Genomic DNA, 14,470 nt, shown 5'->3' on the forward strand with positions numbered 1-14,470 from the left:
AGCTGCGTTCACAGGGGGTCGACGTACAAGCGATGCCTTACGCACGTGCGCCAGCACTCACGGCTGCGCTCGAGACAATTACAGCACTCCGGCGACGAGAGCCTTCCACGATTCTCCACTACACCGCCGACACGGGACCCCTCCTGGCGACGAGGGGACCTTCCGTTGTAACAGTCCACGGAGTCGCTAGCAGGTGGATTGAGACGGCGCGTCGCCCGGCTCAAGAGAGAACCTGGCGCGGACGAGTGGCGAGGGCAATCGCCGCCACAGACCGCATCATTTCTGTGTCCGAGTCAGGTGCGCGCGACGTCGCAGACGTCTTCGGCGTTGAGCGCGAAAATATCACCGTGATTCCGCACGGTGTTGACGTTGATCGGTACTCCGTACGGCGTGAGGTTAGCCCGGAACTGGCAAAACGTCTGCCAGCCGAGTTCCTCCTGTACCTTGGCAACATTGAGCCGAGGAAGAACCTTGTTGAACTGATCAGGGCAGTCGACGGAAGCGCCGACCTGCCGCCGCTAGTCATTGCAGGAAGGCCTGCCTGGAACTTCGACGGGACGATGGATGCGATCAAGTCGTCTACCCGCGTGCACTACCTGGGATTCGTAGGTGACGAGGACGCGGTCGCGTTGATGCAGCGCTGCGCGCTCTTCGTGTTTCCGTCGCTGTACGAAGGATTCGGATTCCCCGTGGTTGAGGCATTGGCCGCTGGCGCACCGGTTCTCACGTCAGACAGAGGGTCGTTGCCTGAGGTTTCGGGACCGTCGTACGTAATCCACGACCTCGACAGGGCCGCGATCGCGGCGGGCATCAGAGACGCGCTGGCGGATGACAATTGGCTTTCAGACTGTCGGGCCGGGGGTCTCGAATGGGCCAAGCGATTCTCATGGGAGGAAAGTGCAACTAGGCACGTCAGCGTTTACGAAGGGCTCTTGCGGTGAAGGTATTGCTGTTGCACGGGTATAGCGCGACCAACGCCGGTGACGGTCTTCTCGTTGATGAGTCGATAGGCCTCATTCGTGACGTCGTGGGAAGTGATGCCGAAGTCACGCTGCTCGCCTCAAGGCCGGAGACATTCTCTTCGAGTGAACTTCAGGAAGTCATCAACAGCAGGCCGACTATTAGCGGGTATTCGCGGCGGTACCTCGAGACACTGCGTGATATTCGAGAATACGACTACGTCTTTGGCGTCGGCGGCGGCTACTTGCGTGCCGGGACGATGGTCGAAGCCCTCAAGTGCGCCCTGGTTCACGGACCGCAATTGATTGCGGCACGCCGCGTTGGTGAGCGGGTTGCGTATCTGCCGCAGAGCATCGGTCCCGCGCGATGGCCTGCCGGTCTATTTCTGCGGCTTGGACTTTCTAGCATGGCGAGCGTGTGCGTTCGGGATGACAGATCGCTTGCCCAATTCCCGGTTGATGGAGTTGCGCGATTCCCAGACCTTGCGCTTCTTTCGAAAGACTGGAGCCCGCGCACCTCGGGGCCCGTTGGAGTGGTCCCCGTGTTGTCTGTGCGCGCCACGCGGGGCGACGTGCCGCGATCGGCTAGGGACCTGGCCGCCAGACTTGGCACGTTCGACGGCTACGTCCAGAGTCGGGGCGCTTCTAACGACGACGTAGAGGCCATGGATAGCGTTCGGCCAAGCAAGGTCCTGTCGCGCGAGGAAATGCTTTCACCGAGCGGGAAACGTAGAGTTGTTTGTGCCATGCGACTGCACGGTGCACTTATGGCCATGGCGGCGGGTCACTATGTCATCCATCTCTCGTACGAGAGGAAGGGATTTGGTGCCTACTCCGATCTCGGTCTAGGGGACTATGTCCACAATGTGTTCCGGTTTGACCCGGGGCAGGTACAGAAGCAAATTGAGTCGCTGACACTCGACCCGGAAGCTCGTGCCGAATATGACCAGCGAGTTGCTAGCGCCCGCTTCTCGCTGAGTGACGCACGCGAGCGACTGGTCCAGCACCTCCGCACGACACTTGACGTGGCCGACTGAGCCCATGAAATCGATCGATATCCCGACACGCGGGCGGCAGATCCTCAGGCGCATGTTCGGTGCCGGCGCGCCGAACATCATCGCCGCGGCTCTGCTCATGGTGTCGCCGCTTGTTGGTCAGGCCTACCTGAGCACCGACGACTACGCCGTATGGGCGCTGTCCGCCACCGTTGTCACCATTTCGGCGGTATTTGACCTCGGTGCGCCCGCATACGTGGCGCGCGCGACCGTCAGAGGCGGATCTGTATCGCGCGCGCTGGCACTCGGATGGGGCATGACTCTCGGAGCGTCCGCTGTGGTGGGCGCGTTCGCCTCAGCGGTATGGCCCTGGTATGCCGAACGCGCGGGATCCGTTGGCGATTTTGATCAGCAGGTTGCGCCGCTCTTCATTGCAGCTGCAGGCGCCAGTGGCATCCGAGGGATGTTCGTAGTCACGGCTAGCGTGCTGATGGCGCAGGGAGCGCTAAAGATGCGCGCAACCCTCATACTCGCGCAGGCGGTTGCGCAGCTCGGAATTCTGGTGGCGGCGCTCCGGAGTGGGGCTGGGCTGTGGGCGCTATGCATTGCGGTCGGGAGCACGGGACTTGTTGCGTGGGTCGTCGCATCATGGCTCGCGATCAGGCTTGGCGTGGAAAGCCGCGGTGAGATATCAGCGCCGGAGGCGAGACGCTTCGCCGGTTGGCGTACGGTCACCGCACTAATTGGAATGCTCCTGACGCAGGGCGACAGGTGGGCGGTGGGGCTGGTCGCTAGCCCCGAGGTTCTGGGCTCGTACGACATTGCGGCCCGTCTAGCGTCGATTCCTCGGGTTCTGGCGATCAATTTCAGTGTTGTACTGGTCGTTGACGCGGTGAACTCAAGGGTGGCAGGCGGCGTCGCGACTCTGTATCGGCAGAGCCTGCGCATCGTGGCTCTCATGACGGCATTGGTAACAGCCGGCGTACTTGTGGTCGTCCGGGTAGTTGAGGGGCATATCGGATTTGTCGGCCGGCCCGACTGGGTGATTCTCGGCGTGATATCAGTCGCCTATGCGGTGAACGCTTGCACGGCTCCCGCCACGCAGATGACCGCCGGCTTGGGCGAGCCACAGGTTGAGTTGCGCTACCTACTTCCGTGTCTGGTCGGTACCGTCGCCCTGTGGACGGTGGGGAGCCTCGCGGGCTCGCCAGCTACGATGATCATTGGGAGCGCCGCATCGCTCGCTGTGACCTCCGCATGGTTTGCACTTCGGGACGTGCCAAGGCGATTGGCGGTGAAGGATGTTTGGAATTAGGAGGCTGCTGTTTTCATCGTACGCGAATCGGAGGTTCGAGTTCGAGAGGCTCCGGCGGCGCGGGCGTCTTGTACTCGGTGAGAACAGTTACGGTCTCCCGATCATCGACGCGTTTGACGGCGACGACACCCGGCTGATCATTGGCAAGTACTGCTCGGTTGCTAGCTCCGCACGCTTCGTGCTTGGCGGGGCTCACCCGACAGACCGGGTCACCACGTTTCCCCTGCGGCGCCGTCTCGGTTTGGACCCCGCCGACGACGGATACCCGTATAGTGCGGGGGATATCGTCCTTGGAAATGACGTCTGGATTGCATCTGGCGCGATCATCCTGTCTGGCGTCACCATTGGGAATGGGTGCGTGGTTGCCTCAGGCGCCGTTGTGACACGAGATATTCCCGATTATGCAGTCGTGGCGGGCGTGCCTGCGAAGCCGCTGCGATTTAGGTTCACGCCCGAGCAGAGGGAGCGGCTCTCTGCCATCGCTTGGTGGGATTGGCCGGAGGCCACTGTCCGGTCCCGGGTGGGCGCGCTGTCTAGCGCAAACATCGATGAGTTCCTGCGTGATTTCGGCCCCAGATCGTGATGGAGAATGGGATATGACCGATATTACTGTCTGCCTGGTGCTCTTCGATCCGAACTTGCCGCTACTCGAGCAGGTCGTGAGTAGTGCTCGACGATCGGCAATCGCGGCGGGCGTGACAGCGGAGTTCCTGTTCGTGGAAAACGGTCGGCAGTCGCAGGATGTGTTGAAAGTGGTCTCATTCGACGGTGCGCGGGTGCTCACGAACCAGTTGAATGAGGGATTCGCGCGAGCTATGAACTGGGCCGTCTCCGAGGCGAAGGGGAGGTATTGCCTATTACTGAACCCGGATGCGATCCTTGACGAACAGGCGGTCTCCGAACTGATGCATGCGTTGCAGCAATCCCATGCGGCGCTGGTCTGTCCCCTAATGCGCTCGGAGGGTACGATTCAGATTGATGCGATGACGCTGTGGTCGAGCTCAACGGGACGTATCATGGCGCGTAATCGCAAGCTGCGTCGGTTGGAGCGGGCCGCTCGGTCCGATTCTGCAATCCGCGTTGAAAAGGTGTCGGGCGGCGTGCTCTTGGCGCTGACTTCTCACCTTCGGGATCTTGGCCCCTTCGACGAGAGGTTTTTCCTCTACGGCGAGGATGCCGACTTGTCCATCCGGGCGGCAGCTCGTGGTTTCGCGCTGCTGGCTGCACCTGGCGCGGGGGTGAATCACATCGGGGGCGAGTCATCGGCACGTCACGGGCGCCTCGTGGAGGCAGCGAGGCAGGACGCAGCTCTGCGGCTCTGTGCTTACCACAAGCCGTACTTGTACTCGCTGGCAATCAGGCTCGAGGCGCTGTTCGTGACGCTTCTCGGAATGCCGTTCGCGGGTCGATCGACGTCTGGCTCGTCGCGTGTCCGGGTCGCACGCTTCCCCGTTATTCGTCAATGGGGTATTCACCGTGATCTCGAGAGGTTCAGTCCGTGACCGCGCCACCTCGGCCGGCGCCGGGTGCGGGTGCGGCTCGCTCGGGGGTTCGGCGAATGACGTGGGCGCAGGGCGTAGATTGCTGCACTTCTTGGTGGTGGCGTCGGCTTCGGTTCTGTTCGTGGTGCCCGCAAACTTTGTCGTTCTGCCTCGGAGGTTGCAGGTCGTTGTCGGGGTCGCGCTGGTGGTGGGCGTGTGCGCCCTCGTTCCGATTGCGGCGACGGGTCGGGACCGGCGGGTACATGGGACTGTCGGTGTCTTGCTGGGATTCACCGCGGTGTGGATTGTCACGTCCGGTGATCTGCAGGGAGTCTTTGGCCTTCTCGGCGCGATATCGGCAGGAATCGCGTTGGCCGTTGTGTCGCGTCCCCGGCTCGGCGATGCAATATTCGTAGTTGCTCTACTTAACGCTTTGTCGCTTGCGGCGGATGCCGCGATGGGCCCGGGCTTCGTGTCGTCCCGATTCGGAGAATTGCTTTTCGATAGCAATATTGAATACGCGACGCGGGCCCGGGGGATACTTGGCCAACCCGTGCCGGCTGGGATACTCGCGGCACTTTGTGCCGCCGCTCTCCTGGGTCTTTATTCGTCCCGTGCTGTATCTGGGGCGCGTGTCGCCGTGGGTGTTTCTCTAAGCCTCTTCGGCCTATGGCTCACGGGAACGAGGTCTGGGCTGGTCATCCTCATCCTAGGCTTGCTCTTGATGTGGATCGCGACTAGGAGCAGATTTCGGATCAGGCTTCGACCGGCATCCGCGCTGGCCATCTCGCTTGCGGTTCCGCTCACTTTGCTTGCCATACCTCCCGTCGTTCGCACGATGGGCAGAAGTCGTCTGTTCGCGTTTTCTGAACTGGCGGGGAGCGTCTCTCTGAGCAATCGAAAGATGGCGCTCGAAGTTTTATCATTGTGGGCCGACACCTGCTCGGGTGTCTGTGCGGTCTTGGGATCCGGCCCCCGCGCGCTGCAATCGTATATGTCTGAGTACCTGGGATACTACGGTGTCTCGACCGTGGATAACCTCTATGTGTCCGTCCTGTGGGACGCAGGCGTGGTAGGGCTGGTTCTTCTGGGAATAGCGGCCGTTGCCAGCTTCGTGGTGATGTTCGACAGAAGATTCGACTCGGTGGGCCGGATTTGTGCGGCTGGTGTGGTTATGCTGCTCGCTTCGGGCATCTTCTTTGACACTTTCTACATCTACTCTGTTGCGGTGGTTGCGGGGCTTCTGATGGGCGGTGTCATGACCGCCACCCGCCATGTCGTCCCCGAGATGGATCCCGCCGTTGTGACGTAGAAGGCTCGTACCCTACTGGACCCGTCGCCTGCTGAAACGGTGTCGGTCTCGAGCGCTAGTGGTCTGTCTGTGAAGTCTTCTCTTGATTGGTCCTCTTGAGCACTGCGTCGGCGGTCTTCGTCCAGACGAAGGTGCGGCAGCGGTCGTGCCAGCCGTCGATGAAGGCTCGGATCTTGGCGTTGAGCTCTTTAGCGGCGCCAAGGTGCCGCGGCGGATGGCTTGGAGTTCGACGGTGCCGAACCAGACCTCGACGCGGTTTCTCCTGTCTCGCGTCAAGCAGCTGGCAGGTTTTCGGGCTCTTCGCCGTTGCGGTGGGATGTGACCGGCTCGGCGGGTTGAGCGGCGGGTAGGGGTCGAGGTCCCCGAGGATCAGGAGCGACCAAGCAACCCGATCCATCTCGAGGACCTCGACGTGTCTCACGCTACGGGGTGCGCCGACGTGCGCCCAACGACCGATCCCTGTGCTCGCTGTGACGTTCTGCTCGGCCTGGACGGGGTCCGGGTTGAGTCCGTGACGCGAGGCGTGGCGGTGATGCGGGTGACGGTCTCGACGCCCGCGCACCTGGAGGGCTGCCCGGACTGCGGGGTCGTCGCGGTCGGCCGGGGTCGGCGGGTGCGGTTGCTGCGCGACGTGCCGCACGGCGACGTGCGCGTCCAGGTCGCATCGCGGCAACGACGCTGGCGCTGCCCCGAGGCGATGTGCCCGCGCGGGACGTTCACCGAGCAGGTCCCGGCTCTGGTCGCCACGCGCGGGGTCTTGACCCGCAGGTCGGTGAGGTGGGCGGTCGGTCAGCTGCGCCGCGAGCATGCCACGATCGCCGGCTCGCCCGCCGGCTCGCAGTCGGATGGGCGACCCTGTGGCGCGCACTGGCACCCGAGCTCGAACGCCTCGCCGCCGACCCGACGAGGTTCGCGGGCATCACCTCGCTGGGCGTTGACGAGCACATCTGGCACCACGGCGACGTGCGAGCGCGCGGCCCGAAGGAGCTGACCGAGATGGTCGACCTGACCCGTGACCAGCAAGGACGCGTCCACGCCCGGCTGCTCGACCTGGTCCCGGGCCGCTCGAAGAAGGCCTACGCCGACTGGCTGGTCGAGCGCGGCGCCCCGTTCCGCGACGGGATCGAGATCGCTGCCCTGGACCCGTTCGGCGGCTACAAGTCCGCGATCGACGCCGAGCTCGCCGACGCGACCGCGGTCCTGGACGCGTTCCACGTCGTCACGCTCGGCACCCAGGTCGTCGACGAGGTCCGCCACCGCGTCCAGCAGGACACGACCGGGCACCGCAACCGCAAGGGCGACCCCCTGTTCGGGATCCAGACCATCCTGCGCGCCGGCGCCGAGAACCTCACCGACCGCCAGCTCGCCCGCCTCGAGAAAACGATCACCGCACACGAGGCGTGACCTTGGCGACCAGCTCGGGGTCGGTGGGGAACCGGAACGACGCCGCACGGCACGGCTCACGCCGTAGGCGCGCCACGCCCGGGCGACCGGCGCCGCGCTGATGCCGAGCCGGTCGACCAGCAGCCGGCGCGACCAGTGCATCAGCCCGAGCTTTTTTGGCGACGGCTTGAGGGTCGCGGCCACGAGCGCGGCCTGGTCGGTCGTGCGCGGCCGACCAGGCCGCGGCACGTCACGCAGACCTTCGAGCTCCTTGCGCTGGTAGCGCCGACGCCAGAGCAGGACCGGAGGCACCGAGACCTACGGCATCGGCGATCCGAGCGTTCGCCGACCCGTCCGCAGCCACCAGCACGATCCGCGCCGGCCGCGCCGCGGCGGCTTCAGACCCGGTCCGACATGCTCCATTGCGATGACTCGAAAGAACTCGGGAGTCAGTCAGTGCGCGAAAGGTCGAGTGCCTCTGTAATCAGCGGTCCAAGCGCGCGAGACGCGGCGTCGGTGAGGTGGACGCCGTCAACCGACGTCGGAACGCCGTCGATGAACGAGGGGCAAGCCCTGGACTTGCGCCCGCAGAACCAAGCGTCGGCGTTCAGAAGCGTGACTTCGGCGTCGCCAAGACGGTCGACAGCGACAGCGGCGGCCCGGGCGGCGTCCAGGTGCGTCGCGGAGATCGGTAGCACGCAGGCGTCGGGGCGAGCTAGCGCCGTGGCGCAGTCGGAGAGTGCGCCCGTTAGGGGGGCGCAGTGAGCAGAACCCAGGACGAACGGAGTTGGCCGAGGCTTTCGATTGTGTTCACAAGACCGGAGCTGAGCTCTTCGACGGCTTCGACACCCGTTGCGCCGGAGCTAAGCCTTGGAAGTGTGTTGTCCGCCTGGCTCGCGATGATGACGTCCGGGTCCAGGCGCTCGAGATAGCCTGCCAGCCCTGAGTGGAACTCGTCGCAGGCGGGGTAGTCGGCGCCGTTGACCTGGACCGCCACAGCGGCCGCCGGGCACTGCTGGAGAGCGACGATGCGAATCGTCCAGTCCTGCGGAGAGAGCGCCTCGACAAGCGCGGGCGCGTACGAGATGGCGACAGAGTCGCCCAATAGGACGGCGGACTTCGGACCAGAGCCATATGCGCAACGGTCCGCGTTCTCCCAAACGTCTGGGAGGCTGCCTCGCTCGCCTCCCAGGCAACCGTCTTCAACCCACTGCTTAGCCTTGGCATCGGCGTTGAGTTCGTCGATAGCGGGAGAGAGGTCGGGCCACTCGCGGGCGCTCAGCGCTGCGGCGATGAACTGTGAGCGTTCGTCTTGCACCGGGGTCGTGGAGTCCGCGACAGGTGCTGCGTCCTCGGCGAGGGCGACTGGAGGCGGGGTGTAGGAGCGTGAGGCATCGACCTGCCCCACTGTCGCGATGATCGCGATGATTCCGAACGCCGCCGCCGCTGCAAGGCCGGGGCGAGTGCCCGCCGCAACCTTGTGTCGCCAAGCGCGCCACTGGGCACGGCGGTCGCCAGTGCCTCGTAGTAGGAGCGGCGAGTCGAGGACGGGCTTCTCGACCAGGTGGTAGGAGACCACCGCCAGCAGGCCAGCGGCCACGAGAATCCCGACCGTACGGATGATCGAGGGATCCGGACGGAGCGCCTCGATGAAGATGATGACGGGGAAGTGCCACAGGTAGAGGGAGTACGAGATCGTACCGACGTACACGACCGCAGGCGTCTGCAGGACTCGCGGCCCGGGTCCCTGCATGCCGGCGACGATCAGTGCGGAGGTGGAGAGCACGGGCAAGATGGCCCACGGACCGGGGAACTGACGCGACGGGTCGATCACGAAGAGCGACAGCACTAGGCCAGTGAGGCCGAACGCCTGGAGCGAGCGGCGAGGCAGTCGCTGGACGGCGGTGAGCCTGGTGGTGAGGGCGGCGAGGAGCGCGCCGGCGCCCAGCTCCCACACTCGGGTCGAGGTCGAGAAGTAGGCGTCCGTCGGGTTGTCGTGTGAAGCAGACATAGCCCAGGCGAGTGAGCCGAGTGAGATCACGCTGATCAGGACGACGGCGACTCGTCGGGCGCTCCAGCGCTTCAGACGAGCTGCCCCCACCAGCGCGCAGACGCCGAGGAGCAGCCATGGCCAGACGAAGTAGAACTGCTCCTCGACAGAGAGTGACCAGAAGTGCTGGAGGGGTGAGGTCGCCAGCCCTTGCTGGAAGTAGTCCGTTCCTTGGTCAGCGAAGTGCCAGTTGGAGAGGAAGACGGACGACCAGAAGGCGTCGCCGGCCACGTTCCTGGCGCGCGCCTCCGGGAAAAGGGCGACGGCCGCTGCGATGGTGACGATGAGGACCACGAGGGCAGCTGGGAGGATCCGCCTTGCACGTCGCGCGTAGAACTGGACGAACGAGATGGAGCCGGTGCGTTCGAACTCGCGCAGGAGCAGGCCGGTGATGAGAAAGCCCGAGATCACGAAGAAGACGTCTACTCCGATGAAACCGCCGCTCGGCCAGCCGAGCGCATGATCGGCGATCACGGCGAGGACCGCGAACGCCCGGAGTCCCTGGATGTCCAGGCGGAACCCATCAGGACTGCGTCGCTGGGAAGACGCGGCGTCGCGCAAGGATGAACGGCGTGGCCTGAGGATGCTCGGGAACTGCACGTGAGCCTCTCGGTGTGCGGCTGAAGAAGAGCAAGATAACCGGGGCATCCGGATGTGGCACTCGGCTGGACGTGACGAAGGGGCGGTTCGTGGTGGACCGCCCCTTCGTCGTGCTGCTCAGGTCGTCAGCGCACGCGGACCGAGGCCGCGGCGGTGGAGCCGGAGTAGTTCGTGCTGGTGGGCGTGAACTTCACCGAGACCTTGTAGGTGCCGCTCGCGCGGACCTTCGAGGTGAACGCGGCCTTGGCGAGCTTGCCACCCTTGACGGCGATGATCTTGGTGACCTTGAAGCCGTTGGGGCCGGTGATCGTCACCGTGGCCTTGCCGTCGCGCGACGCCTTGACGTAGACGGCGGGCGCCTTGCCCTTGGCGATCGAGGTGTTGGCGATCTTGACGGTCGTCTTGCCGGCGGTGACCTTGACGGCGACAGCGGTGGACGAGCCCTTGAACTCCGAGCCGGAGGTCGGGGTGTAGGTGACCGACGCCGAGTAGGTGCCCTTGTTGAGCTTGCCGAGCGACAGGGTCGCCTTGCCGCTCGTGAGGCCCTTGGTGAAGGTCTTGGTGCCGACCTTGACCTTGACGTAGCCGGTCGGCGTGCCGGTGGCGGCCTTGACCGTGACGGACACGGTCGAGCCGGTGCCGTAGACGACGGGGGCCGCGGAGGCGCTCGTCGTGGTGCGGACCGTCGCCGGGTAGGGCGCCGCGACCGTCGTGAGGACGGACTCGGAGGTCGTGGCGGCCGGAGCTGCCGGGGTCGTGTCGTTGCCTGCGGCGACTGCCGGGATGGCGAGCGCGGCCGGGACGGCGAGCGCCGCGGCCAGCGTCAGTGCAAGGGTCTTCTTCTTGAGCACGTGTGTGAGTCCTCATTCCGTGTCCGGGCCGCCCCCCGCGTCCCGAAGGACTGGGCTACCGCCTAGATGATCGGTCATCCCACGGGTCGACCTGAGCCGGTTCGGGCAAACCTCGAGAATTGCACGGGGATCTCACCCGATCGGAGCAACCTGCGGCTCAGGATGCGGGATCGTCGCCTGGAAGTGTGACGGCCGTCACGGCCGGATCGGTCATGCCGGGCACCCGGCGTCCACGATCGGGTGAACGTCGTGCGCGGTGGGTGTCGTGCTCAGCTGGAGCTCGCCGGGCAGGTCCGCGGGGACGGTGAACGTCGCGTGAATCCTCGTCGTCGCCCCGGGGGCCAGCTCGGTCGTCCATGACGCGACGTCCAGGTCGAGGTACGTCGACTCGAAGATCTCCTCGGGCGTCCCGTCGATCTCCACCGACTCGAGCGTGCCCCCCGCGGGCGCGTACAGGTCGTAGTTCGTCCGCACGTTCCCCGGGGTGTCGAGGTGCTCGCCGACGACGTACGCGGGCAGCCCCGCGCCACCCGCGGGACCGGTGTTCGTCAGCGTCAGGTCCACGCCGACGACCCGCGACCCGTCCGCCTCGCAGCGCTCGACCGCTGCTGCGACCGTCGTGTCGAGGTACCACGACATCTTCGCGCCCGAGCCGTCGTTGAGGTAGACGCCCACCACCGGGGACTCGCCGTCGCGGCCCGTCACCTCACCCGCGAGCGGGGTGCCCGCGAGCCGCGCCTGCTCGTCGTCGTGCGCGGACCAGACCAGCAGCCGGCGCTCGTCGACCGACTGCGAGAGGCCCTCGAGCAGCGACGTCGGCGACCCCGCGAAGAGGCCGTCGAACACCGCCCCGGCCGCACCGGCGAAGAACGCGTCCTGCTTCACCGGGTCGGTGATCCGCAGGTAGACCTCGTTGAGCAGCAGCTGTGCGGCGTTCTCGCCCGTGATGCGCGTGCCGTCCGGCGTCGTCACCGGGCCTGCCCGCTCGACGAGGTGCCCCAGCGCCACCGGGTCCGTCGCGAGCACGCCGTCCACCGCCGTGCCCGTCGCGCGCTCCCACATGGCGCGCGCGAGCTCGGCCGCGCGCGGGAAGTGCGGCGTCAGCGTGACGTCCTGGATGTAGACGCCGAGCTGGTCGCCGAACATCTCCTGCTCCTGCGGCGTGAGCGCCAGCACGGGCGCCGCGTCCGCCGCGTTGATCTGCCCCGCCCCACGCTGCTCGACCACCGTGAGCAGGCCGTCCTGTGCGTGCAGGTGCAGCACCGCGCCCGGGATGCCGCCCGTCGCGCGCAGCTCCGCGTTCGACTGCACCAGCAGCAGGTAGTCGCGCGGCCCGTCCGCACCGAGCATCGCGGGCAGGAGCGCCGCGGCGCGTGCCGCACCCGACGTGCTGCCGCTCACCGAGTCCACCGCGTCCTGCAGCCGCGTCACCGCGTCCACGACCCGCTCGTCGTAGTCACCGCCGCGCAGGCCCGCCAGTCGGACCCGGGCCGCCTGCACCGCGTCGTCGGCCGCGACGATGCCCGGCGCGACGCGCGCGATCGCCTCGACGTCCACCCGGCCCTGCGGGCTGACGAGGGACTCGGGCTCGAGCGTCTCGACCGCGTCGAGCACCCCCGGCATGGCGACGCCCGCCAGGTCGTCGACCGTGCGCGCGAGCGACCGCACCGCCGAGACGTCGTCGCCGATCACCGGCAGCGCCTGCGCGAGCGTCAACGGCAACCGGTGCGCGGCGGCGTCGGCCGCGGACGCCGCACGCGCCGCGCGGTCCGCCGGTCCGCGCGCCGCGGCCGCGTCACCGTCCAGCGCCAGGTCGCGCGCGGCCTGCACCTCGCGCGCCGCCTCGTCGAGACCCGTGTACGTCCGACGCGCGTCGAACGCCCCCCACACGGCCAGCACGACGAGCACGCCCAGCACCCCGAGCGTCCACCACAGCCCCCGGCGCCCACGCCGCGGAGCCGCGGGCTCGGTGGCCGGGGCGCTTTCGGGGGCGCTTTCGGGGGCGCTGTCCGGGGTGTCGTCCGGCGTCGCGTCGGTCGGCGTCACGGGGTTCTCGTCGTGCATCAGGCTCTCTCGCGTGGTGGGCTCCGACGCGCGCGGACGCGAGCGTCGGAGCCGTCGGTGGCCGCGGTGCGCCGGTCGTGGACCAGCGAGGGCACCCTCGTCGGAGGGTGCCGCGAACGGACAAAGATGTCGCTAGGGGACCTATCGGCACGCGAGCGCACCGGCATGAGCCTCAGCGTCGACGCGCGGCCCACCGGTACCCGAGGCCGCCGAGCGCGAGACCCGTCGCGCACACCGCCACCGGCGTCCACCCCGTGGTCCCGACGAGCGCGAGCACCACGGTCACGACGAGCGCGAGCAGCCACAGCGCCGAGCCGACCACGGTCACGCGCGCGAGGTCGACCTCCACGGGAGGCGGGGGCGGCTGGTCGATCGGCACGCCCGCAGCCTATGCGGTCGCCGCCGGGTGCCCGGGCACGCTCGTCGGACGGGGTGTCAGGCCTGGCCCGTCACCGCGTACGCGGCCTCCACGCGGGCCTTCGCGGGACGCCACCAGTCCTCGTGCTCGCGGTACCACGCCACCGTCGCCTCGAGGCCCGAGCGGAAGTCCGTGTACCGCGGCGACCAGTCCAGCTCCGTGCGCAGCAGCGTCGAGTCGATCGCGTAGCGCAGGTCGTGGCCCGGGCGGTCGCTCACGTGGTCGAAGTCGTCGGCGTCCCGGCCGAAGATCTCCAGCAGCGTGCGCACCACCTCGAGGTTGCTGCGCTCGCCGTCCGCGCCGATCAGGTACGTCTGCCCGATCCGACCGTCGGCCAGGACGCGCCACACCGCGGCGTTGTGGTCCTCCACGTGGATCCAGTCACGCACGTTCGCGCCCGCTCCGTAGAGCTTGGGCCGCACGCCGTCGATCAGGTTCGTGACCTGGCGGGGGATGAACTTCTCGACGTGCTGGAACGGGCCGTAGTTGTTCGAGCAGTTCGAGATGGTCGCCCGCACCCCGAACGAGCGCACCCACGCGCGCACCAGCAGGTCCGAGCCGGCCTTCGTCGACGAGTACGGCGACGAAGGGTTGTACGGCGTCCGCTCCGTGAAGCGCTGCGGGTCGTCGAGCTCGAGGTCGCCGTAGACCTCGTCGGTCGAGACGTGGTGGTAGCGCACGTCGTGCTTGCGGACGGCCTCCAGCAGCGCGTACGTGCCGATGAGGTTCGTCTGGACGAACGGCCACGGGTCCGCCAGGGAGTTGTCGTTGTGCGACTCGGCCGCGAAGTGCACGACTGCGTCCGCCTCGGCCACCAGCCGGTCCACCAGCGCGCCGTCCGCGACGTCTCCCTCGACCAGCGTCACCGCGTCACCCAGGCCCGCGAGCGACGACCGGTTGCCCGCGTACGTGAGCTTGTCCAGCACCGTGACCTCGACCTCGGGGTGCTCGGCGACGCTCTGGTGCACGAAGTTGGCCCCGATGAACCCGGCGCCGCCGGTGACGAGAAGACGCATGTTTCGAGCGTAGCAACGCATAGAGT

Annotated in this window: 13 protein-coding genes and 1 pseudogene; 7 read left to right on the plus strand and 7 right to left on the minus strand. The window is 66.8% G+C overall.

Going from position 1 to position 14,470, the window contains the following annotated elements:
- The first annotated feature begins 32 nt into the window (after window positions 1–32).
- The 7 genes from CBP52_RS16450 to CBP52_RS18425 all read left to right on the plus strand — a co-directional run bounded on the left by CBP52_RS16450 (window position 33) and on the right by CBP52_RS18425 (window position 7,466).
- Window positions 33–941 carry a glycosyltransferase family 1 protein gene (locus CBP52_RS16450; protein WP_198303493.1) on the plus strand — a complete coding sequence of 303 codons (909 nt, stop codon included), beginning with the start codon at window positions 33–35 and terminating at the stop codon, window positions 939–941.
- Window positions 938–1,996 carry a polysaccharide pyruvyl transferase family protein gene (locus CBP52_RS16455; protein ID WP_094181870.1) on the plus strand — a complete coding sequence of 353 codons (1,059 nt, stop codon included), beginning with the start codon at window positions 938–940 and terminating at the stop codon, window positions 1,994–1,996. The genes CBP52_RS16450 and CBP52_RS16455 overlap by 4 nt, the downstream gene beginning before the upstream one ends.
- Window positions 1,997–2,048: 52 nt before the next feature.
- Window positions 2,049–3,269, plus strand: a complete 1,221-nt coding sequence (locus CBP52_RS16460; protein WP_157732694.1) for a lipopolysaccharide biosynthesis protein — start codon at window positions 2,049–2,051, stop codon at window positions 3,267–3,269.
- A complete protein-coding gene (locus tag CBP52_RS16465; RefSeq protein ID WP_094181872.1) occupies window positions 3,256–3,852 on the plus strand; it encodes a CatB-related O-acetyltransferase in 597 nt (198 codons plus the stop codon). The genes CBP52_RS16460 and CBP52_RS16465 overlap by 14 nt, the downstream gene beginning before the upstream one ends.
- Window positions 3,830–4,771 carry a glycosyltransferase family 2 protein gene (locus CBP52_RS16470; protein WP_157732695.1) on the plus strand — a complete coding sequence of 314 codons (942 nt, stop codon included), beginning with the start codon at window positions 3,830–3,832 and terminating at the stop codon, window positions 4,769–4,771. Before CBP52_RS16465 ends, CBP52_RS16470 begins: the two co-directional genes overlap by 23 nt.
- Before the next feature lie 259 nt (window positions 4,772–5,030).
- Window positions 5,031–6,062 (plus strand): O-antigen ligase family protein, encoded by a 1,032-nt coding sequence (locus tag CBP52_RS17720; protein WP_157732696.1) that lies wholly within the window; start codon window positions 5,031–5,033, stop codon window positions 6,060–6,062.
- A 777-nt stretch (window positions 6,063–6,839) separates the two neighbouring features.
- On the plus strand, window positions 6,840–7,466 hold the full coding sequence (locus CBP52_RS18425; protein ID WP_232514557.1) for a transposase: 627 nt from the start codon (window positions 6,840–6,842) through the stop codon (window positions 7,464–7,466).
- Window positions 7,467–7,553: 87 nt separating this feature from the next.
- On the opposite strand, the pseudogene CBP52_RS18785 reads toward CBP52_RS18425, so the two are convergent.
- The 7 genes and pseudogenes from CBP52_RS18785 to rfbB form a co-directional block, all read right to left on the minus strand.
- Window positions 7,554–7,757: pseudogene (locus CBP52_RS18785) on the minus strand (helix-turn-helix domain-containing protein); the annotation flags it as partial.
- Window positions 7,758–7,894: 137 nt separating this feature from the next.
- Window positions 7,895–8,221, minus strand: coding sequence for an SGNH hydrolase domain-containing protein (locus CBP52_RS18525; RefSeq protein ID WP_369826360.1), 327 nt, complete (start codon window positions 8,219–8,221; stop codon window positions 7,895–7,897).
- A complete protein-coding gene (locus tag CBP52_RS16490; RefSeq protein ID WP_157732697.1) occupies window positions 8,194–10,095 on the minus strand; it encodes an acyltransferase family protein in 1,902 nt (633 codons plus the stop codon). The genes CBP52_RS18525 and CBP52_RS16490 overlap by 28 nt, the downstream gene beginning before the upstream one ends.
- A 125-nt stretch (window positions 10,096–10,220) precedes the next feature.
- Complete coding sequence (locus tag CBP52_RS16495) at window positions 10,221–10,946, minus strand: Ig-like domain repeat protein (protein WP_094181876.1); 726 nt, start codon at window positions 10,944–10,946, stop codon at window positions 10,221–10,223.
- 210 nt (window positions 10,947–11,156) lie between these two features.
- Window positions 11,157–12,992 carry a DUF4012 domain-containing protein gene (locus tag CBP52_RS16500; RefSeq protein WP_157732698.1) on the minus strand — a complete coding sequence of 612 codons (1,836 nt, stop codon included), beginning with the start codon at window positions 12,990–12,992 and terminating at the stop codon, window positions 11,157–11,159.
- Window positions 12,993–13,182: 190 nt separating this feature from the next.
- Window positions 13,183–13,389 carry a DUF2530 domain-containing protein gene (locus CBP52_RS16505; RefSeq protein ID WP_094181878.1) on the minus strand — a complete coding sequence of 69 codons (207 nt, stop codon included), beginning with the start codon at window positions 13,387–13,389 and terminating at the stop codon, window positions 13,183–13,185.
- 56 nt (window positions 13,390–13,445) lie between these two features.
- Window positions 13,446–14,444, minus strand: a complete 999-nt coding sequence (rfbB, locus tag CBP52_RS16510; protein WP_094181879.1) for a dTDP-glucose 4,6-dehydratase — start codon at window positions 14,442–14,444, stop codon at window positions 13,446–13,448.
- Between the last annotated feature and the right edge of the window lie 26 nt (window positions 14,445–14,470).

The sequence above is a fragment of the Cellulomonas sp. PSBB021 genome (genome assembly GCF_002240455.1).
Taxonomy (GTDB): Bacteria; Actinomycetota; Actinomycetes; order Actinomycetales; family Cellulomonadaceae; genus Cellulomonas; species Cellulomonas uda.

Excerpts from the sequence above, each read along its gene's own strand:
- CBP52_RS16450 (WP_198303493.1), top strand. The coding sequence starts at position 33 with ATGCCTTACGCACGTGCGCCAGCACTCACGGCTGCGCTCGAGACAATT.
- CBP52_RS16460 (WP_157732694.1), top strand. The coding sequence starts at position 2,049 with ATGTTCGGTGCCGGCGCGCCGAACATCATCGCCGCGGCTCTGCTCATG.
- CBP52_RS16465 (WP_094181872.1), top strand. The coding sequence starts at position 3,256 with ATGTTTGGAATTAGGAGGCTGCTGTTTTCATCGTACGCGAATCGGAGG.
- rfbB (WP_094181879.1), bottom strand. The coding sequence starts at position 14,444 with ATGCGTCTTCTCGTCACCGGCGGCGCCGGGTTCATCGGGGCCAACTTC.